The organism is Methylobacter tundripaludum SV96, assembly GCF_000190755.2.
GTDB classification, from domain to species: Bacteria; Pseudomonadota; Gammaproteobacteria; order Methylococcales; family Methylomonadaceae; genus Methylobacter_A; species Methylobacter_A tundripaludum.
In genome coordinates this window covers 72,976-93,365 of record NZ_JH109153.1, presented here as the reverse complement: position 1 = coordinate 93,365, position 20,390 = coordinate 72,976, and the positions used below count along the sequence as shown (strand labels likewise).

Here is a 20,390-nt window from a genome sequence, read left to right as displayed (position 1 = left end):
AATCAGTCCTCAGGCGGAAAGTACCCGCCAGGTTGCATGATATCAACGCCGCATTGCAGGTCTTTGAGCCAGTTTAGAAAATCCTGCACCGCAGCGCCCCGGTAAATCGGGCCGTGTTGCGGGGCGATCATCGCAATATCCAGGTCGGCAATGGTGTCCAACCAACAGCGTATCGCCTTGTTAGAGCACATATAGCGGCGGTGAAATCCCTTGATATAGGGGATGTGAGCGGCAAAATCATCTACAAATGCTTCGTTTTTATCTACGGGCAGCATTGCCGCACCGATGTCGCCGGTGAACAGGATTTTAGAAATCGGGTCATAGACATTAATCTGGCCTTCGGAATGCAAAAAATGCGCGGGTACGATTTTTAGTTTAAAACCGGGTGCCGGCTCGCAATCCTTGCCTTCGTTGGGCACCCCGATAAATCGCGTCATGTCTTTTAAACCGTAATGGGGCAAAAAGCGTATCCAGATGCTGGAAACATAGACGGGCGAGTGACACAGTTCCAGCCAGGTTGACAGACCGCCGACTATATCAGGGTCTTGATGAGACAGAAAAATGGCTTTAATTTGCTCCGGCCCCACGTAACGCAACATTTCCGCCAGTACCCGGGGCATTACCCCAAAACCGCCTGGATCAAGTAACACGCCGTCATTATGATGTGTGATGAGGTACTGGTTGGAACGTATGCCGTCCTCTTCGCCCGGTTCACTCTCGTTGAGCAAAATAAAACGGTGATCAACGGATTCAAATAATTTAATGTTGCGCATATTTTCCCTAATCTTCTGGCAGGCTAGAATTTTCACATTTTCCCTAGTTTACTTCAGGTTATTTCAAAAAGTATAGGTATAGTCTTTTTTTAATAAATAAGATTGGAAAATCGTGTATTGCCGACGCAAAACGGATGTTAAAAATAGCCATGAGCCATGAGCCATGAGCCATGAGCCATGAGCCATGAGCCATGAGCCATGAGCCATGAGCCATGAGCCAGGCGATCGGCGACAAGACGGTGTGCCGATTATTTCTCGGCACACCGCGCTACACATGCTCCATGCATTGCTGTTCGTGGAGGGTATTGCTTCTTATCCGTGCAGTCGTTTGCCGGTTTTATTGCCGCTAACCAGAAGCGGTAACGCAAGAATGGCAAGGCACATTAGCCATACCATCAGTTGACAATTGGTTACGGAAAAAACAAAAGCGATGCCAAGTCTCTCGCCGACATTAGGATAAGCAAGGATAAAGTCGCGGCTTATCAGGAATGCTTTGGTTTCCCAGATAATAAGAGTCAAGCCTACGACCAGCAAGGCGTAGCCCATTATCTTATCTTGATCGGCCTTGGCCTTAAGGTGTCCACCCAATCGGTTAATCTCAATGGCCTTTAGCGACCACGGACGTTCAGTCATATAGCTGATGAGCATTAAGCCGAAGATACCTATAACAGGGATGTAAACGGCTACCGTGGGGAAACTGATATAACGCCCATTTATTGCCAGGCCGAAGGTTTTATAAACGGCATAGCCGGCAAACAGCATGCAGAGTGTATATATCCAGGCGCCGAATTTGGGATTGGCGGCCTTGTTGGCTAACAGGCCGTAGCCGCGCTGCAATATCAATCCGGCCAAGATGGCGTTTAAGCCCACGATTAACAGGGTCTGAAAACGCTGCCAGTCGCTATAACTGGTGTACCACAGGTTTTCGAGCATGTTGGGCAGCAAAAAAGACAGCAGTTGCGAGAAGGCCAAGAAAAACGCTAGACGCATTGTGGATAAAGCTTTTAACGATTTCCAGCCGAAGGCAACGATGATCAGGAACAGTATCGTTGACGCTATAACGCCGTTAAGCCAATCAGGATTTTCGTAGACCTTGCCGGTCAGGGGAAAAACTTCTTTACGATCAACCGAAAAAAGCCCCCAGTTAGCGCCGACCACGCCTTCAAGTTCGCTTTTCCATGATTGGTTAAAGGCTTCGACAATGTTGTAATCAAAGCCGTTTTTAGTGGCGACTTTAATTAATGCACGGATGAATTTCGCTTCGTTGACCACGCTCGGCACCGACCAGCCGCGTTGACGACCTTCGCCCGGCCATCCCGATTCGCCGATCAGTATGGGTTTGCCGGGAGCAATGGTGTCGGCCTCCTGCTGAACCTGCTTGAAAATACGTTCGATATGCGCCGGCGCCTGGTCTACGGTGATAGGTTCGTCTTCCCAGTAAGGCAGAATGTGGATGGTAATAAAATCCACTTCCTTGATTAATTCCGGGTATTTCATGTACATGGACCATACATCCGCATAAGAAACCGGTTGTTTAACAGACCGCTTTACTTCCCGTATGTATTCAATCAGTTTCTCCGGTTTCAGGTCGCCGCGCAACAATACTTCGTTGCCGACGATAACCCGCTTGACTACATCGGGGTTTGCGTTGGCGGAACGGATGACTTCGGCGATTTCCACTTGATTGTCTTCTTTAATATTGCCCAGCCAAGCGCCTTGAATCATCTTCAAACCATGCTTTTGCGCCAAGGAGGGAATGATCTGCATACTGCCTTCCGCACTGGCATAGGTGCGGATAGAGTGGGTTGTTTCACCCATCAAACGCAAGTCAGCGTCAATTTGTTCGGCAGTCGGAAATTTTTCATCCAAGGGTCCTTGGCCTTCCCGAAACGGCGCGAATGATAGGCTGTTGAGTTTTCCTGATGGGACGTCCGGCCCTACATCTTGGGGTAAGTTGATTGACCAGCTCAGCAAGCCGTTGAGCAAAACAACCAATAAAGCGAATGAAGCAATTTTCATAAATAAAAGTAAGTAGGGGTTGTGAGTCGTGAGTGGCGAGTGGCGAGTGGTGGCTGTGTGATTTTCACTCTCCACTCACTATTTTCTACTCCCCGCTTTTCATTGCTCATCATCTCATAATTACCACTTTTTGAATACGGGCAGCGGTGTTGAGAAGGCTGGCGGAAATCGATTTTTTACCGCTTAAACTACGCAAACCATGAGCAGTTCAGCTAAAATGCGATTCTTTTTGCTTTTGTAATCTTATGGCTAAAGATATTCGTATTGAAAGATGGAGCGGCCCGGCTTTGGAACAATTTATCCCGGAACTGGCACGGCTCAGAATTGAAGTGTTTCGCGACTTCCCGTATTTGTACGACGGGGATATCGATTATGAAAAAAAATATTTACAGACTTATATTAACTGTCCCGAGAGCGTTATTGTCATCGCTTTTGATGGCGATAAAGTGGTCGGGGCATCGACAGCCATCCCGATGAAATATGAAACCGATGAACTGAAAAAGCCGTTTCTCGACCAGGGTTACAATCTTGACGAGGTGTTTTATTGCAGTGAATCGGTGCTGGACAAAAATTATCGCGGCCTGGGTATCGGCGTGCGTTTTTTTGAGGAGAGGGAAGCTCACGCGAAAGATTTGGGCGGCTTCAAGTATATTTGTTTTTGTTGTGTAGAACGGCCTGTAGATCATCCCAGGCGACCGGCCGATTATGTGCCGTTGGATCAATTCTGGAACAAACGCGGCTACGTCAAACATCCTGAGCTTAACACAACCTATATCTGGAAAGACCTGGATGATGTTAATGAAACGCCTAAACCCATGACCTTTTGGCTGAAACATGAACGTTAAAATTGCGACCGCCCAATACGACATCAGTTTTCTGGAAAACTGGTCTTCGTATCAAAGCAAAGTTGAACGCTGGGTTGTTGAAGCGGCTGAACAGGATGCGAAAATTCTGCTTTTTCCCGAGTATGCCAGTATGGAACTGGCCTCGCTATTCGGCGAGGCCGTTTATTCATCGTTAAGCCGGCAACTGGCCGCCATGCAGTCATTGCTTGATGATTATCTGGACTTGTTCCGGAGCTTGGCTAAAAAATACCAATGCATCATCCAATCGGGTACGTTTCCGGTAAAAACGGATTCCGGCGCTTATCGAAACCGGGCTTACCTGTTTATGCCGGACGGTCAGATTGATTATCAGGATAAACTGATGATGACCCGTTTTGAAAACGAGCAATGGCTGATTCAAAAAGGTGAGGAATTAAGGTATTTCGATACCGAATACGGAAGAATCGCCATCAACGTTTGCTATGACAGCGAATTTCCGATGCTGGCCAGAAAGCAGGTCGAAGCCGGAGCGAATCTGATTTTAGTGCCCAGTTGCACCGATACGCTTGCCGGTTATCATCGCGTTAAAATAGGCTGTCAGGCAAGAGCCTTGGAAAATCAGTGTTATGTCGTTCAATCCACACTGGTAGGCCATGCGCCGTGGTCTGAAGCCGTGGATGTCAATATCGGCGCGGCGGCTATCTATACGCCTGTGGACCGCGGTTTTCCTGATAACGGCATTCTAGCGGAGGGCAAGCTCAATGCCGTGCAATGGGTCATTGCCGAAGTATCGCTCAGTGCTTGCGGTACAGTTCGGGAACAGGGGCAGGTTTTTAACTACAGGGACTGGCCGCTGCAAAATGCATTTTAGGTTCAAGGTTCAAGGAATTATTGCGCCCTTCACCTTGAACCTTTTACCTTTATCATCAATTAAAAATAGCTTCAAAAGAATAGCCGTTAAATTCCAGAATTTCCTTCATTCTTTTTAAGCCATCCATTTGAATCTGTCTGACCCGTTCCCGGGTTACGCCCAGCTCTTGAGCAACTTGCTCAAGGGTTGAGCCTTCATAACCGCAAAGTCCATAGCGACGGCAAATGACTTCGCGCTGTTTTTCGGAAAGTTGGAATACCCATTTGGCAATATTGTGTTTAATGCCGTCTTCTTGTATTTTTTCAGCGGGCGACAAGCTCTCGCCATCGGAAATGGACTCGACTAAAGGCTTGTCGAAATCCTTGCCGCCCGGCATATCGATGGATGTAACCCGCTCATTGAGTTTGAGCATCTTTTCAACTTTATTGACCGGTATATCCAGATGCTCCGCTATATCTTCGGCATTGGGTTCATGCTCGAGTAATTGCGACAAATGGCGTTGGGCTTTAAGATAAGTATTCATTTCTTTCACGATATGAATCGGCAAACGAATGGTTCGCGTCTGATTCATAATGGCGCGTTCGATGGTTTGCCTGATCCACCAAGTTGCATAGGTTGAAAATCTAAAACCTCTTTCGGGATCGAATTTTTCAACTGCGTGCATCAGGCCAAGGTTACCTTCCTCAATCAAGTCAAGTAACGGCAAGCCTCTATTCAGGTAACGGCGGGAAATTTTAACGACTAGGCGTAAATTACTTTCGATCATGATTTTGCGGGCAGCCTCATCGCCCAGCAAGGCCCTGGAACCGTAGATTTTTTCCTGGTCCGCGGTCAGTAATTGCGAGCGGGACAGCTCATTTAAATAAACCCGCGTCGCATCCATGCTTTTGTCTTGCCGCGATTCAATGGTAATTATCTCATCAATATCATCGGCTTGCGCTCCATGCACTGCTCTGCTTCCTGCATTCATGCCATCGAATACTTCACTGATAGCTGATGTCTGGAGTTCATCGTCGAAAGACAAATCGTCATCAAATAATACACAAACATCATCGTCTAATAGCTCAACCAATTCTGCTTTCATGATAACCTCTACATTGTTCGACCTAAGTCGAAATGGTTTTATTATTTTTCCGGTAAAAAACTAAGTGGATTCACCGGTTTGCCGTTTTTTCTTATTTCAAAATGCAGCGATGTTTTGTTTGATCCTGCTTGCCCAACTTTTGCAATAACCTCACCTTTTTCTACGGTGTATCCTTCGGCAACGAGCAGTCGGCTATTATTTGCATAAGCGCTTAAATACAAATCGTTGTGCTTGATAATCAGCAAATTACCGTAGCCAATCAGGCCTTGTCCGCTATACACAACTTTACCCGCTTCCGCCGCACTTACGTCCTGCCCCATTTCGCCGGCTATATCGATGCCTTTGTTATCGGCTTGAGAAAAAGATTTTAAGACTTTTCCCCTTACCGGCCATTGAAAGTTTAACTTTAACATGTTTCCATTATCAATTGAAATAATTGGTTTTTTTTGTGGACTACTTCCGTTTTTTTCAGTGATATTATTAAAAGGTTGGATCTTATAGGGCGGTTTGTAAGTTGGACTGGGTTTATTATTTAATGAAATAGCGGTTTTTTTCTGTGAGCTGATTCTATTTGTTGCAGTGGCAGTTACGAGGTTTTGTTTTGTTTTTGTTGGTGCACCCGCATCCGTGCGATCATGGATGGGCGTGTTGTTTCCCAAATTCGGGTCGGAGAGCCTTATTTTTTGACCTATTTCTATCGTATAAGGTGGCGCAATCCGGTTCCATTGCGCTAATTGCCGATAATCCAGGTCATAAATCAAGCTTATTGCATATAAGGTGTCGCCTTTTCTTACCTGATGATATTTTGTCTCGTCTTTAGCAATATCAGGATAATTTGTGCTGACAGGGGCATAGTTTGGGCTGACAGGGGCACAGCCATTCAATAAAGCCGACAGCATGGCAAGGAAAATAAGCTTTGAAGTAGTGGATGTCATAGCGGGTTATTTTTTTAACAAAAGCTTTTTAGCCAGATTTATTTTTGCGGCCAAATAATCCGATCCACCACGATCGGGATGCATTTTTTGCATCAATTTGCGATGCGCGGCAATAATTTCAGATTCCGATGCGCCCATCTTTAAACCCAATACTTCATAAGCCTCTTCAACCGACATGTCGCCTTTGGCGCTGGCTTTATTTTGCCGTTGCGAGGTGTTCTGTTTTGCAGCGTTGAAGTCTGACCATAGCCGCTGTAAATAGGGCGAATAACGTAACAATACCGGCATTAAGCGGAATAAGAAGGCGATAATCACCCCCGCCAACGCAAAAAAACCGTTCAAGCGTCCGGTTGCGGCCAAATAAAGCACGATCAGCCCGGTAACGAATAGAAATAAGACCTTGCTATAACGGGCCAATACGGTCGGCGAGGTTTTTAAAAGCTTACGTATCCCAAAAAATGCGATGATAAATAACAAAATCAGATAAATTCGAATCAAGGTTTACTCCTGAATTAATGATCTGTTTAAGATCGTTCACAAGGCTTCCACTCCTTGGCAATTGCTCCCGCATTACTCTCTACCTCCTGCATCCCTTACCTGGATTTGATCGCCCTGGAGGGTGGAAATATAGCAAGACCCCAACAGCAGCCACAGCCATGTAGGCATAGTATTTGGATAAATAATACCTTAGAATATGACATCTTATGATAACAATCTAATAATTTGGTTGATATGCAGAATGCTCAAATTCCGATTTTAGGTTTTGTTGCCGCAAGCGGAACCGGCAAAACTACGTTACTGACCGAATTGATCCCGATTTTAAAACAAAGCGGCTTGCGCATCGGCCTGATCAAACACAGTCATCATGATTTTGAGATTGATCAGCCCGGAAAAGACAGCTTTCGTCTGAGGGAAGCCGGTGCCTCGTCCGTCATGCTGGTATCCCGGTACCGACGCGCGATCATTACCGAATTCACCCCGGAAAAAGAACCCCGCTTGGATGAGCAGTTAAAGCAATTCGATCAATCTGAACTGGACCTGATCCTGGTTGAAGGCTTTAGGGCGGAACAGTTTCCTAAAATTGAATTGCATCGACCCTCGCTCGAAAAAACCTTGCTTTACCCAAACGACCCGGACATCATCGCGATAGCGACAGATGCCGCACTGGACACGCCGGATTATTTAGTGCAACTTGAACTTAACCGGCCTGAAATGATTGCCGCCTTTATCCAAAACCATGTTATGAAAAGCCATGATTGATGCATGCAGCCAGGAATCCAGGCCGTTATTGTCTATTGACGACGCGTTGGGCAGAATCAAGACGGCCGTAAACCCAGTAAACGGCACAGAAAAAGCGGCGTTAAAAAACGCCTTGGGGCGGGTGCTGGCAGAATCGGTTTATTCACCGGTCAATATTCCCCATGACCGGAATGCGGCTATGGATGGCTATGCTTTTGCAAGTCGAGATATGGCTGACGGGCAAGCGTTTACGTTGGCTTTGGCCGGAACTTCCTGGGCCGGGCGGCCATTTCAGGGACAGTTGCAAGCCGGTCAATGCGTCAGGATTTTTACCGGCGCGGTGGTGCCGGAGCAAGCCGATTCAGTGATCATGCAGGAACATGTGCAGGTTCAGGAACAAACCGTACATTTTCCGGCTGACACACGAGCGCTACAAAATGTCAGGAAAATCGGCGAAGACGTTAAACAAGGCGAGTGCTTAATAGCCCAGCCTAAAAAGCTGACAGCGGTTGATCTGGGTTTACTGGCCTCAGCCGGTATTGATGAAGTTACCGTTAAGCGCCAGTTAAAAATCGCTCATTTTTCCACCGGCGACGAACTGACCTCATTAGGCCGACCGCTGGAGTCGGGTAAAATCTACGACAGCAACCGCGCTATGCTGGGCGGATTGTTGTCGGATCCCGGCTACAGCGTTGTTGATCTGGGTGTCATCCCCGACAATAAACAGTTGCTTGAAGACCGCTTTATCGAAGCGTCCCTGAGCTATGATGTGATCATAACCACCGGCGGCGCTTCGGTCGGCGAAGCCGATTATGTCAAAGAAATCCTGCAAAGCTGCGGCGAAGTCAATTTCTGGAAAATTGCGATAAAACCCGGTAAACCGCTGGCTTTCGGCAAAATAGGGCAGTGTCATTTTTTCGGGTTGCCCGGCAATCCGGTAGCCGTCGTCGTGACCTTTCAGCAGATTGTAGCGCCCGCGCTAAGGCAGCTTTCCGGCGCACCGTCTGTCAAACCGTTAAGGTTTACTGCGACTTGCACCTCGGCATTAAAAAAATCTCCCGGACGGCAGGAATATCAGCGCGGCATCCTCAGTCAAGATGAAAACGGCGAGTTCTTTGTTGCTTCAGCAGGTCAGCAAGGCTCGCACATCCTCAGCTCCATGAGCCAGAGCGGCTGCTACATCGTCTTGCCGGAAGGGTGCAAGGGCGTACAAGCCGGTGACAGGGTAACGGTTGAACCGTTCAGTTTGCTGATATAGCGGGTTGCAAGCGGACGGGACTGTGAAGGTATCATCTAAATCAGGCTAAAAGCGTTATTCACCACGAAGGCACGAAGAACACGAAGTTTTCAGGTATTTTTCTTCGTGCCTTCGTGGTTATACTGGTGTGGTACGTTCACAGTCTCTGATGTCCTGAAACACGGATTTTCCGGCATCACACAGCTTGTTGCCGTTGGTTTCGCGCTCGCCATGGTCGGGTCCGTGACGAAGCTCAAACAAATTATAAAAACGGGCGCATTCGAGTAACGCAAAGCGTTCGCTCTTCATCAATTCCTTAATGAGCTCGAGCTTATATATCAGGCTTTTTTAACAAATTCCGATTTAAGTTTCATTGCGCCAATACCTTCGATTCTGCAGTCAATATCATGGTCGCCGTCGACCAGACGGATGATTTTGACTCGAGTGCCGACTTTGACCACCGACGATGAGCCCTTGACTTTAAGATCCTTGATTACGGTGACGGTATCGCCGTCTTGCAACACGTTGCCGTTTGCATCCTTAACGATACGGACATCGGAGCTATCTTCGGCTGTCCCATCTTTTGGCCATTCGTGTGCGCATTCAGGGCAGACATACATCATATCGTCTTCGTAGGTAAATTCTGAGCCGCATGCGGGACATTTGGGGAGACTATTCATTGCTTTCCTTAATGTAGAGTTGTTTCAACCTTGTGGAATACAAGGCGTATTGAGGCGACATAATGCCAGATTTAGGCGTTTATTTCCATTTCACGAGGGATTATGTCTATTCGGGACGTGCAGATTCAGGCCATTATGGGGGAAAGCGGCGGTATGCGAAGAGGGCATTCGGCGATTTTAGATAATGCTTATTTCATTCCGCCAAAAACTAAACAACCACGGGTTTTTGCAGCGCCGGTTTCAATTTTGTAACAAGACCCACTAATCCACCCGCTCGACTTTAACCAAAATATGCATCTGGCTTTTGTCGCTTTGGCGGGTATTAACAAGTGCGCTGTTTGTACTGCTGCTACTGCTTTCGCCAGCGCCCCCAAGTTCCACCCATTCGCCAAGATTAATCCTGATTGTTGATTGCGCATCCCGGGTCTCGATCTGTCCCCGTCCGTTCATTTTGTCCGACCAGGGCGATACGCTCAGAATGACTTGTTGTCCGGCCAGTCTGGGTATTACCGCAAAACCGGTGGTTGCTTCAGTATATTCGGTCGTCGTGGGGTAACCGTAACCGGAAAAATTTTGTCTCGGGTAAACATTGCCCGCTTTAATCTGAGCCGGGACGCCTTCCATGGTTCGAACGGTCTGGGTGTTTTCGTCGGCGCCTTTATCTTGAGTCTGATACAAATGGCCGATTATCCTGCCGCCGGATCTTGATGGGTCATTGACCGGGATATTCAGTTGAGCCCTGGCGGCCGCGTTAAGTTCATCGGCGGTAGTCTGCCTGCTCTGAATGACGGTGATGAGCAGATTGCTTTGGCGCACATCCAGTTGATTAATGATGGCCTTGATTTCAGCCAGCTTATCAGGCGTAGTTTTGACCAGTAGATTGGAGCCGTTATCGACCAGTTGGGCGGTATCCCCAAGCAATGGCGCGAGCAACGGCACTATCTCGAACGCCGGTCGATTGGTTAAGGGAATTACTTCGATAACTGTTTCTGCGGCAACAGCACTGCTGCCAAGCAGGGTTATAAAAATCAAGGCTAAAAGTTTTTTCAAGGCGATGCTCCGGTGCAGTAACCATTAATCGCTATGGTATAACGTTGTGTGTGCCATCCGAAATTCTTTTTCGCGATACCGGTCGGGTGATTTGATGCCAGCTTCCGGCAGCCGATTTTTCCATGGCCAAGCCGGATCGATTACCTGGAAAACAGTGGTGAGGGAAAAATCACAATCAATCGTCCACCCTGTGTTGGAGCAATTTAGTTCCGAACGGGTATTGAGTTTTCAAATATATTGGGGACGTTTATGAATGAACCACAACGTATCGAAGCGGCGAAAACCGGCGACGCTAATCGGCGGCAAGCCGGACAATTGTTGATATGAATGCACAACTATCGGTCTCAACCAACGTCGTCTGGCATCGCGCCACCGTAACCCGCGCTCGGCGTGAAGCGCAAAACGGCCATCGCGGCGCGATCTTATGGTTCACCGGATTATCCGGGTCGGGCAAATCGACGCTGGCTCATGCCGTCGAAGAGGCGCTGCACCATCGGGGCTGTCGCACCTTCGTGCTGGATGGCGATAATGTTCGCCACGGCTTGTGCGGCGACCTGGGCTTTTCGGCGCAAGACCGCCAGGAAAACATTCGTCGCATCGGTGAAATGGCCAAGATTTTTATGGAAGCGGGCATCATTGTGCTGACCGCCTTCATATCGCCCTATTGTGCGGACCGTGAACGGGTGCGCGGCATAGTGGAGCGCGGCGACTTTATCGAAATTTATTGCGACACACCGATCGAAATTTGCGAGTCGCGCGACGTAAAAGGCCTTTATAAAAAAGCTCGGGCCGGACAATTAGCGGAATTCACCGGCATCACCTCACCTTACGAAATACCCGAAAATTGCGAACTCACCGTGGATACCGGAACAACAGAGCTGGGCGCCTGTGTGCGACAGGTTATCGATGAAATGACGCAGCATGGCATTATTGCCACTGCAAATTCCAACCGGGAACGCGGCAGAAAAGCATGAGCCTAAAAACTGCAATCGGCTCACGAATAGGCAACTATGAGGAAAAAATTACCGCCAGTCGTCTGCTCTGTGTTGGGGTAATTTAATCCCGGTTCGGCGATGTCATGAGATTCTTCAGTATTTTTAACATTATTGAGTTTTCCACCTGGTTATAGGGAATGATTTATGAATGAAGCGCAGCTGATCGAAGCCGCGAAAGCGGGCGACATTAATCGGGTGCAAGCCTTGATTGATGATGGCGAGGATTTGGAGCAAAAGGACAATTACGGTTGGACGGCATTGAACTGGGCCGCCGGTCATGGCTATTTGGCTATTGTTCAGCTTTTACACAAAGCCGGAGCCAATGCAGTCAATAGCGGCCGCGATCTTAGAACGCCTTATCAAATCGCCTTGGCGGCCGCACAGGTGGAAGTCGCAAGCCTGCTGCAACAGGTGGAGCAAGACAGCGGCATTGGGTCGGAAAGGCCTGTTCGTCCGTATTGCAAAGCCTACCCGGTCAAAGTGTTCGATCAATTTTCCAGTTGGCGGCCAACGCTGGCGGACGACGCCGTGGTCTATCTGCATCAGGATTTTAGCGTCACCGCGTCGATGTGGCATGGGGAGGATGTGGTATTTGACCGGGTTTCGGAAGACTGGCGAAATTATTGCCGGGATCGGCTGGGTTTTCATGTGCCGACCGATTTGGAACTTGCCGCCGATTATCGGCAACGTAGGCCGGAATAAGGCCACCCAAGCCTGTCCTGAGCTTGGCGAAGGGCATAGCGCGAGGTGGCTTTTCCGGCGATTCCCGATGGTGTTTTGCAGGAACCTCCCGTTTTCGCTGTCGCTCAAGCGGGCTTATTACGGCCTACAGGGCGGCAATTCAACAGACGACTCATTCAAAGAGAGTAGGGCGAATATGTTAAACAAACAACACAGTTTTGACGGCGTAGATGAGGATATATCATTCAGCAACGCCGCATCCCTGATTGAATTATTGCAGTTGCGGGCGGAGCGGCAAACGCATCGCACCGCCTATACGTTCCTGGAAAACGGCGAACAACCCATTCAGTCGATGACTTACGGCGAGCTGGACTTACAGGCCAGACAGCTGGCCGCGCAGTTGCAGGCGCTGGGATTGCAGGGCGAACGCGCTATTTTGCTGTATCCGCCGGAATTGGACTATATCGTGGCGTTTTTCGCCTGCCTTTACGGCGGACTGATTGCGGTGCCCGCGTATCCGCCGAGCAACGGCCGACACATGCCGCGGTTGCAGGCGATCATCGATGACAGTCAGGCGGCGGTGATACTCAGCACGCAAAGCGTCGCCAATGCGGTGCGCCAGTTTGCGGTCGACAGTGCCGGTTTGTTAGATAAACGATGGCTGATTACCGACAATCTTGCCGCCGTCGACGCAAGCGCCTGGCGCTTGCCGACCTTGCACGACCATGATCCGGCTTTTTTACAATACACCTCGGGTTCCACCGGCAACGCCAAGGGCGTAATAATCAACCACGGCAATTTGATGGCGAATCAGCAGCTGATCAAGCGGCGCTTCGGCCACAATGCCCAGTCGACGGTGGTCGGCTGGTTGCCTCTGTACCATGACATGGGCTTGATCGGCAACGTCATGCAGCCTTTGTATTGCGGGGCCAGCGCCATTTTAATGTCGCCGATGGCGTTCCTTGAAAAACCCGTCCGCTGGCTGCAAGCCATCAGCGATTACCGCGCCCATACCAGCGGCGGGCCGAATTTTGCGTTCGAGCTGTGCGCACGGAAAATAACCGCCGATGAAAAAGCGGGGCTGGATCTTGGCAGCTGGCGTCTGGCTTTCAACGGCGCAGAACCGATTAGTCCCGACACGATGAACCGATTTGCTGCCGCTTTCGCAGCCTGCGGATTCAGCCGTAAAGCTTTCTATCCCTGTTACGGTTTGGCGGAAGCAACCTTGCTGGCTACCGGCGGCGATAAAAATGCCGAGCCTACGGTGGCGGCTTTTTATAAGGCCGGTCTGGAACAAGGCAAGGTGCGTCCGGCCATCAGCGGCGATGATGAGACCCGCCGGCTGGTCGGCTGCGGCGGTATCGATGTTGACGCCGCGCAACGGATTCGTATCGTCGACCCCGAAACCGGCGAGCCGTGTAGAGACGATCAAATCGGCGAGATTCAACTCGGCGGCCCCAGTATCAGCCAAGGTTATTGGCAAAATGCGTCGGCCACCGGGCAGGCGTTTATCGGCGCTGCAAACAGTCAACACCGCTGGCTGCGCACCGGCGATTTGGGCTTTATCGAGGGCGGCGAATTGTTCGTTTCAGGGCGCTTGAAAGACCTGATCATCATCCGCGGCCGCAATTACTACCCTCACGACCTGGAATATGCAGTCGAAGCCGCGACCGATGCGTTAAACCCCGGCTGTGCGGCCGCCTTTGCGGTGAACGGAAACGACGGCGAAAAGCTGGTCGTGTTGGCCGAGCTGAAACGCAACCGCTTAAGACAGCCCGACTACCGGACCGAGTTTGCCGCGATCCGTACCCGGCTGGTCGAGGAATGCGGCATACAGGCCGATACCGTGATGCTGTTGAAACCGGGAGCGATCTTGAAAACCAGCAGCGGCAAAATCAGGCGTTCGGCTTGTCGGCAGGCCTTCGAGCAGCAGCAATTTAAGGTTGTTGCCGTCGATGAGCTGAATGGCGGAGGTAGCGTAGAACCCGACACGGCTAAACCGACGCAAAGCGTGGAGCCGACTTTATTGAGGCAGGTATTGCTGTCGATTGCCGATGCGGAGGGCGCTCGTTTACTGGCGCAAGTTCTGGTTGAAAAGGCGGCGGCTTTGTCCGGCTTGGCGGTCGAAGCTGTCGATATAGCGCAATCGCTCCCAAGTCTTGGCATGGACTCGCTGAAAGCCGTGGAGCTGAAATACTTTATCGACGAGTTGCTGGCTATCGATTTGCCGGTGGCGCAGCTGCTCGGCAATCATTCCCTGGCTACGTGCGCCGAACAGGCTTTAACGTTGGCGAAATCCGGCCAAGCGCAAATCGCCCCGTCGGCAGTTGAAGACAACGATGAGCAGCCGTTATCATTCGGGCAGCAGGCGCTGTGGACAGTCAACCGTATAGAAACCGACAGCTCGCTGCATAACATGCCGGTTGCCATGCACGTCCGCGGCAAGCTGGATAAGTCGGCGTTAAACGGCGCACTGGCCGCGCTGTTCGAACGCCATGCGCAATTACGCAGCGGCTTTGGGCTTAACCGGCAGACCCAAACGGTGCGTATCCCGCTGGCGGAGCCCCAGTATCGATTGGTCAGCGTGACTTGCTACGACGAGCGGCAACGCAGAGAAGCTATCGCCGCTTTCGTGCGCAAACCGTTCGATTTAGAGCAAGGTCCGTTACTGAAAGCCGCCTTGTTCAGTTGTGCCGACGACGATCATGTGCTGGCATTTTGCGCGCATCATATCGTCGTCGATTTCCGCTCGTTGTCGATTCTGTTGGAAGAGTTCAAGATGCGTTATCTCGGGCAGGCTCCGGATTTGCCGGAGCCTGCGGTGAGTTATGCCGATTATGTCGCCTGGCAATCGGCGTATTTGGCCGATCAGCGCGCCGAACAGGACTGGCAATACTGGCAACGGCAGTTGTCCGGCGATCTGCCGAAACTGGCTCTGCCTATCGAACGGCAAACCGCCTGTTCGTCGTCATGCCGGGGGCAAGCGGAAACACTGACTATCGCACCGGATACCCTGCAAAAACTCAAGCAATTGGCTGCCGAGCAGCACACGACCTTGTATACGCTGCTGCTGACCGTGTTCAAAACCCTGCTTTACCGCTACAGCGGCCAGCAGGACATCATCGTCGGTTCACCGACGCTGGGCAGGCCGAAGCGGGAGTTCGCCGATACCGTCGGTTATTTCGTCAACCCGGTGGCGCTGCGTTCGCACCCCACTGCCGAGCAGCGCTTTAGCGATTATCTGGCCGAAGTCAACGCGACCGTGCTGGGCGCATTAACGCATCAGCATTATCCGTTTTCGTTGCTGGTGGAAAAGTTGCAGCCCGAGCGTGAGCAGGGAACGTCGGCGTTTTACCGCGCCTGGTTCGTGCTGCAAAGCGGCGGCGCATCCGACGCTGCCGAACTGGCCTTGGGCATACCGGGCAGCGCACTGGATTGGGCCGGATTGTCGGCCGAAAGCTATGCGCTGGAGGAGGTTGCCGCGCAATTCGATATGGCCTTGCTGATGGCTGAAACCCAGCAGGGCCTGGCCGCTTCGTTCCAGTACCGCAGCGAGCTTTTATCCCGCACCACAGTGTTAAGATTTATAGCCCATTTCCAATGCCTGCTGCACGGCATGCTTGCCAATCCCGACAGCCGCTTGTCGGAACTGCCGCTGCTGACAGCGCCCGAGCGCAAACAGTTGGCGGAATGGAACGCAACCGGTATCGATTATCCGCACAGCAACACGATACACAGTGTTTTCGAAGCCGTTGCCCGGCAGCACCCGGACGCCGTCGCGCTGGTTTACCGGCAGCGGCGTCTTAGTTATGCCGAACTGAATGCCCAGGCCAACCGTCTGGCGCAGTGTCTACTGGCGCAGGGCGCGGGGCCGGAAAGGCGCGTTGCCCTGTGTATTTCGCGCTGTCCGGAACTGGTGGTTGGGATCTTGGCGATACTCAAAGCCGGTGCGGTGTATGTGCCGGTCGACCCCGCTTATCCAAAGGATCGGCAAGCTTATTTGATGCAGGATGCCGGTTGCAGATGGCTGTTGACCGATACCGCGTTGCTGCCCGGTCTCGACTGCGGCACGATGGCGACGATATGCGTCGACGATGTTGACGCTTACGGCAATTGCAGCAACGACAACCCGGAAATACCGCTGCATGCCGACCATGCGGCCTATGTTATTTACACCTCGGGTTCGACCGGCAAGCCCAAAGGCGTGGTGGTTAGTCATGGCAACCTGATGCATTCGACCAGGGCCAGAAATGCCTATTACCAGGAGCCGGTAGGTTGTTATCTGTTGCTGTCGTCATTCGCGTTCGACAGTTCGGTGGCGGGGATTTTCTGGACGCTAAGTCAGGGCGGCTGTTTGTGTTTGCCGGAGGAGAACCAGGTTAAGGATCCGGCCGCTCTGGGCGCACTGATCGAATACCGGCGGGTAACGCATCTGCTGGCGCTGCCGTCGCTTTACGAACTGCTGCTGGAGCATGCGCCGACGGTCGCGCTGAAAACCTTGAACACCGTTGTCGTTGCCGGTGAAGCCTGCGCCAACCCGCTCACTGAACTGCATTTCAAACGCCTGCCGGATGCGGCGTTGTTCAACGAATACGGCCCGACCGAAGCCACGGTGTGGAGCAGCGTTTACGCGGTTACGCAGCCGCAAGGCGAGGCCAACGTGCCGATAGGCAAGCCGATCGGCAATATGCATATCTATGTGGTGGACGATGCGCTGCAACTGCTGCCGGTCGGCGTCGCCGGGGAATTGCTGGTCGGCGGTGAAGGCATCAGTCGCGGTTATCTCGATCAAGCCGGGCTGACGGCGGAAAGATTCATCCCCGATCCGTTCGGCGCGACAGGCGGCAGGCTGTATAAAACCGGCGACCGGGCGCGTTATCTCGCCGACGGCAATATCGAATTTTTAGGCCGTCTCGATCAGCAGGTCAAAATCAGGGGTTACCGGATAGAGCTGGGCGAAATCGAAGCTTGTCTGCTGCGGCATCCGTCGATAAAAGCGGCGGCGGTAGCCGTTCGCGAGGAGGTGCCGGGCAATAAACGCCTGACCGCTTACCTGGTTGCGGAATCCGGCAATACGACGGATACGGAAGATTTAAAAGCGCACATCAGGCACTGTTTGCCGGAGTACATGCTGCCCTCGGCTTGGCTATGGCTGGACGCGATGCCGTTGAACGCGAACGGCAAACTGGATCGCAACGCATTGCCCGCGTCGGCAAACCAAACCGACAACGCAGCGTCGTATGTTGCGCCGCGCGATGAGGCGGAACAAGCGGTGGCCGACATTTGGCGGGAAGTGCTGGGTGTTCAGCAATTGAGCATTCATGACGACTTTTTCGAGCTGGGTGGGCATTCCCTGTCCGGCGTGCAGGTGACCGCAAAAGTGCAGGAGCTGTTCAATATCGAGGTGCCGGTCAATATCTTGTTCGAGGCAGCGACCGTCGCCAAGTTTGTCGACCGGATGGCGGAATATCAGGCGACGGAGGCCTTTGAGATTGCGGAATGAACAATGCGTATAAACCGGGGAAAACCGATTAGTCCACGAAAAGTACGAAACTTATTCCCAAAGCCGGACGGGGCATGTTGCCCCGTTCGAAACGTTTGGCGGCTGTTACGTGTTGTCGCATAGCTTAAAGATTGAAGAAACGTTAGGGACGGGGTTACAAACCCCGTCCCGCTTGGAAAAAAAAGCACCCTCTCCTGCTGGAGAGGGTTGGGGTGAGGAGAATATAAATAAGGCAAAAGCTTTATTTGATCCCCTCATCCTAACCTTCATCCAAAGCCGGACGGGGCATGTTGCCCCGTTCGAAACGTTTGGCGGCTGTTACGTGTTGCCACATAGCTTAGAGATTGAAGAAACGTTAGGGACGGGGTTACAAACCCCGTCCCGCCTGTTAAGAACGCTGCCAGTTAGACCTTCCAGGTTTTTAAAACCTGGAAGGTCTGCCTATCGACATGTTTCCCGCCTAACGCCAGGCAAGAGACTGCCGGAATGACGATCTATCGCAGACACTTGTGTATAACGATGAGAGCTGGAGCTTGGGAACTAGCACCTAACTGGAGAGCAACATCATGAACGATAAAACCCTGTACCGCCTGGCCGACTCGACAGCAGTAGAGGCGCTGGTCGACAACTGGGTGGCCTGGCCGCATACCTTTTCGCCGGTGCCTTACAGCTTGCACATGCTGAACTACCAGAAGAAAAACCTGAGTTCGTATCTGCAAAGCCCTGAGATTCACGTTAAATCCAGCGCCAATCCCAAGTTGCTGGGCGGCGCGTTTGTCAATATTCCGGTCGAGCGAAAAGCGGAAGTCGCGAAGATGCTGGAACGGATGGACAGCGAGCACGGCGGCAACTTGCAAATGGCGCAGGATTTGATCGATTTCCAGAACCTGTTGGACCGGGAAGCCGCAGGCCAAAGCCTGGAACCGTATTACGCGGTGCTGCCGGAGTCGATGCGCGGCTATGTCGAATTGCTGTACGACTACAACAACCGGCCTATCGTGCGCTGCATCGAAAGCCTGTTCTACAAAAGTCCGCATTACAAAAATCACCTGCAATCGCTGCGCCTGTTTACCCAGACCCACGACCGCGCCCGGCCTTATTACATGAGCACGCCGCGCCTGCCGGAACACGACAGCGTCGAATGGGCCATACCGTTTGCCCAAGCGCAAATCGACGAACTGTTCAAACTGGACAGCCGGCCGCAATCATTGGCTTACATACGCGAGCTGTTGGGGCTCGATGCCGGTGACGACGAAAAGCTGATCGATCTGCTCACCGACCAACCGCCGCGTGCGGCCGAAGTCTGGCAAGGCAGCGGCGTACGGGTGCGCTATCTCGGGCATGCCAGCGTGCTGGTCGAATATAACGGCGTTGCGATTCTGATCGACCCGTTCATTGCCGTGCAGCCCAGCCAGGGCGGCATCGGCCGTTACAGCTTCCAGGACTTGCCGCCGCATATCGATTATGTGCTGATCACCCATGTTCATCACGATCACTACGTATTTGAAACATTGCTGCGGCTTCGGCACAAAATCGGTTGTCTGGTGGTGCCGAAAAGCTCGGGCATTTTCTACGGCGACATTTCGATGAAACTGCTGGCCCGCGAACTGGGTTTTACCGATGTGATCGAAGTCGATCCGCTGGATACGATCGCGTTTCCCGGCGGCGCAATCATCGCCGCGCCGTTTCTTGGCGAGCATAACGACCTGCCGTTTGCCAAAAGCGGCTACCTGATCAGCGCCGGTGAGCAGCGCCTGTTGTTTGCCGCCGATTCCAACTGCCTGGACCGGCGTATGTACGAGAACCTGTGCGCCGAGTACGGCCCTATTCAGACCGTATTCTTGGGCATGGAATGCATAGGCGCGCCGTTGTCCTGGGTGTACGGGCCGCTGTTGCCGAAGTTGCCGGAGCGCAAGCATTGCCAGACGAGGCGTTCGAAGGGCAGCGATGCCGATGCGGCTTTGAGCCTGCTGGACGCGGTGCAATCCGAGCGGGTTTACATCTATGCGATCGGCCGCGAACCCTGGCTGCAATATTTCATGGCCTTGGAGCCGGAAGATGATGACGCCTATATCAGGGAAATCGGTAAGGTGTTGGCCGCTTGTCAGAGTAAGGGCTTTGCCGATGCGCGAAGGCTGTATGGCAAGGATGATATTCATTTGGGCGGCAAGTGAGTGATGCGCAAGTCCTCGTTCCCACGCGCCGCGCTTGTCGTTATCACAAGTATCTAAGTAACGCGTCATACCCGCCGGGAAGCCGGTATCCAGTGCCATGGATGGCGAGCTGTATACGTCCATGTGGCCTGGATCCCGGCAATCCCTGCCGGGATGACGTGCTTTTCAATACTTATGTATAACGACGAGCGCGCCTCGTGGGAATGCAGTCAAACGTATAGAAAATTACGCTGGTTCCCAAGCTCCAGCTTGGGAACCTAGATGCCGAAGCTCCAGCTTCGCGAGACGGGAAGCTGGAGCTTCCTACACTGAATTCCCAAGCTGG

General features: G+C 51.8%; 16 protein-coding genes. 8 read left to right on the top strand and 8 right to left on the bottom strand.

All coding sequences use genetic code 11. From position 1 onward, the window contains the following. Positions 1-2: 2 nt before the first annotated feature. Positions 3-773, bottom strand: a complete 771-nt coding sequence (locus METTU_RS13480) for an oxygen-binding di-iron domain-containing protein (RefSeq protein ID WP_006892262.1) — start codon at positions 771-773, stop codon at positions 3-5. Between the two features lie 312 nt (positions 774-1,085). Further along, positions 1,086-2,792 carry a glycoside hydrolase family 17 protein gene (locus METTU_RS13475; protein ID WP_006892261.1) on the bottom strand — a complete coding sequence of 569 codons (1,707 nt, stop codon included), beginning with the start codon at positions 2,790-2,792 and terminating at the stop codon, positions 1,086-1,088. A 245-nt stretch (positions 2,793-3,037) separates the two neighbouring features. Between METTU_RS13475 and METTU_RS13470 the strand changes: the two genes are divergently transcribed. Then, the gene (locus tag METTU_RS13470; protein WP_006892260.1) at positions 3,038-3,637 is read left to right on the top strand and encodes a GNAT family N-acetyltransferase; all 600 of its coding nucleotides are present in this window, start codon (positions 3,038-3,040) and stop codon (positions 3,635-3,637) included. Next, entirely contained in the window at positions 3,627-4,487 is an 861-nt protein-coding gene (locus tag METTU_RS13465) for a carbon-nitrogen hydrolase family protein (RefSeq protein ID WP_006892259.1), read from the top strand. Before METTU_RS13470 ends, METTU_RS13465 begins: the two co-directional genes overlap by 11 nt. 55 nt (positions 4,488-4,542) lie before the next feature. On the opposite strand, the gene rpoS is transcribed toward METTU_RS13465, so the two are convergent. From rpoS to METTU_RS13450, 3 genes are read right to left on the bottom strand one after another with little or no spacing between them, the layout of a single operon-like run. Next, positions 4,543-5,571, bottom strand: a complete 1,029-nt coding sequence (gene rpoS, locus METTU_RS13460; protein WP_006892258.1) for an RNA polymerase sigma factor RpoS — start codon at positions 5,569-5,571, stop codon at positions 4,543-4,545. 41 nt (positions 5,572-5,612) lie between these two features. Further along, positions 5,613-6,506 (bottom strand): peptidoglycan DD-metalloendopeptidase family protein, encoded by an 894-nt coding sequence (locus METTU_RS13455; RefSeq protein ID WP_006892257.1) that lies wholly within the window; start codon positions 6,504-6,506, stop codon positions 5,613-5,615. Positions 6,507-6,512: 6 nt separating this feature from the next. Further along, entirely contained in the window at positions 6,513-7,004 is a 492-nt protein-coding gene (locus METTU_RS13450) for a DnaJ domain-containing protein (RefSeq protein ID WP_006892256.1), read from the bottom strand. A gap of 234 nt (positions 7,005-7,238) precedes the next feature. Between METTU_RS13450 and mobB the strand changes: the two genes are divergently transcribed. Both mobB and moeA read left to right on the top strand, forming a co-directional pair. Continuing rightward, positions 7,239-7,766, top strand: coding sequence for a molybdopterin-guanine dinucleotide biosynthesis protein B (gene mobB / locus METTU_RS13445; RefSeq protein WP_006892255.1), 528 nt, complete (start codon positions 7,239-7,241; stop codon positions 7,764-7,766). Beyond that, positions 7,759-9,003: a molybdopterin molybdotransferase MoeA gene (gene moeA / locus METTU_RS13440; protein WP_006892254.1), complete on the top strand. Its 1,245-nt coding sequence runs from the start codon at positions 7,759-7,761 to the stop codon at positions 9,001-9,003. Before mobB ends, moeA begins: the two co-directional genes overlap by 8 nt. A gap of 117 nt (positions 9,004-9,120) precedes the next feature. Here moeA and METTU_RS24050 read toward each other — a convergent pair whose 3' ends face one another. The 3 genes from METTU_RS24050 to METTU_RS13430 form a co-directional block, all read right to left on the bottom strand. Beyond that, on the bottom strand, positions 9,121-9,291 hold the full coding sequence (locus METTU_RS24050) for a hypothetical protein (RefSeq protein ID WP_217182902.1): 171 nt from the start codon (positions 9,289-9,291) through the stop codon (positions 9,121-9,123). Between the two features lie 29 nt (positions 9,292-9,320). Next, complete coding sequence (locus METTU_RS13435; RefSeq protein WP_006892253.1) at positions 9,321-9,662, bottom strand: zinc ribbon domain-containing protein YjdM; 342 nt, start codon at positions 9,660-9,662, stop codon at positions 9,321-9,323. A gap of 261 nt (positions 9,663-9,923) precedes the next feature. After that, positions 9,924-10,712, bottom strand: a complete 789-nt coding sequence (locus tag METTU_RS13430) for a secretin GspD/PilQ domain-containing protein (protein ID WP_006892251.1) — start codon at positions 10,710-10,712, stop codon at positions 9,924-9,926. A gap of 323 nt (positions 10,713-11,035) precedes the next feature. Between METTU_RS13430 and cysC the strand changes: the two genes are divergently transcribed. The 4 genes from cysC (at position 11,036) to METTU_RS13410 (ending at position 20,065) form a co-directional block, all read left to right on the top strand. Next, entirely contained in the window at positions 11,036-11,686 is a 651-nt protein-coding gene (cysC, locus tag METTU_RS13425) for an adenylyl-sulfate kinase (protein WP_006892250.1), read from the top strand. Positions 11,687-11,851: 165 nt separating this feature from the next. Beyond that, on the top strand, positions 11,852-12,409 hold the full coding sequence (locus METTU_RS13420; RefSeq protein ID WP_006892249.1) for an ankyrin repeat domain-containing protein: 558 nt from the start codon (positions 11,852-11,854) through the stop codon (positions 12,407-12,409). After that, positions 12,354-17,891 (top strand): non-ribosomal peptide synthetase, encoded by a 5,538-nt coding sequence (locus METTU_RS13415; protein WP_254257969.1) that lies wholly within the window; start codon positions 12,354-12,356, stop codon positions 17,889-17,891. Before METTU_RS13420 ends, METTU_RS13415 begins: the two co-directional genes overlap by 56 nt. A 566-nt stretch (positions 17,892-18,457) precedes the next feature. Next, on the top strand, positions 18,458-20,065 hold the full coding sequence (locus tag METTU_RS13410; protein WP_006892247.1) for an MBL fold metallo-hydrolase: 1,608 nt from the start codon (positions 18,458-18,460) through the stop codon (positions 20,063-20,065). Positions 20,066-20,390: the final 325 nt, after the last annotated feature.

Bases quoted from the DNA above. Each gene is read 5' to 3' on its own strand.
- moeA (WP_006892254.1), top strand. From the start codon at position 7,759: ATGATTGATGCATGCAGCCAGGAATCCAGGCCGTTATTGTCTATTGAC.
- METTU_RS24050 (WP_217182902.1), bottom strand. From the start codon at position 9,291: ATGAAGAGCGAACGCTTTGCGTTACTCGAATGCGCCCGTTTTTATAAT.
- METTU_RS13410 (WP_006892247.1), top strand. From the start codon at position 18,458: ATGAACGATAAAACCCTGTACCGCCTGGCCGACTCGACAGCAGTAGAG.
- METTU_RS13455 (WP_006892257.1), bottom strand. From the start codon at position 6,506: ATGACATCCACTACTTCAAAGCTTATTTTCCTTGCCATGCTGTCGGCT.
- METTU_RS13475 (WP_006892261.1), bottom strand. From the start codon at position 2,792: ATGAAAATTGCTTCATTCGCTTTATTGGTTGTTTTGCTCAACGGCTTG.
- METTU_RS13435 (WP_006892253.1), bottom strand. From the start codon at position 9,662: ATGAATAGTCTCCCCAAATGTCCCGCATGCGGCTCAGAATTTACCTAC.
- mobB (WP_006892255.1), top strand. From the start codon at position 7,239: ATGCAGAATGCTCAAATTCCGATTTTAGGTTTTGTTGCCGCAAGCGGA.
- METTU_RS13465 (WP_006892259.1), top strand. From the start codon at position 3,627: ATGAACGTTAAAATTGCGACCGCCCAATACGACATCAGTTTTCTGGAA.
- rpoS (WP_006892258.1), bottom strand. From the start codon at position 5,571: ATGAAAGCAGAATTGGTTGAGCTATTAGACGATGATGTTTGTGTATTA.
- METTU_RS13480 (WP_006892262.1), bottom strand. From the start codon at position 773: ATGCGCAACATTAAATTATTTGAATCCGTTGATCACCGTTTTATTTTG.
- METTU_RS13470 (WP_006892260.1), top strand. From the start codon at position 3,038: ATGGCTAAAGATATTCGTATTGAAAGATGGAGCGGCCCGGCTTTGGAA.
- cysC (WP_006892250.1), top strand. From the start codon at position 11,036: ATGAATGCACAACTATCGGTCTCAACCAACGTCGTCTGGCATCGCGCC.
- METTU_RS13420 (WP_006892249.1), top strand. From the start codon at position 11,852: ATGAATGAAGCGCAGCTGATCGAAGCCGCGAAAGCGGGCGACATTAAT.
- METTU_RS13415 (WP_254257969.1), top strand. From the start codon at position 12,354: ATGTGCCGACCGATTTGGAACTTGCCGCCGATTATCGGCAACGTAGGC.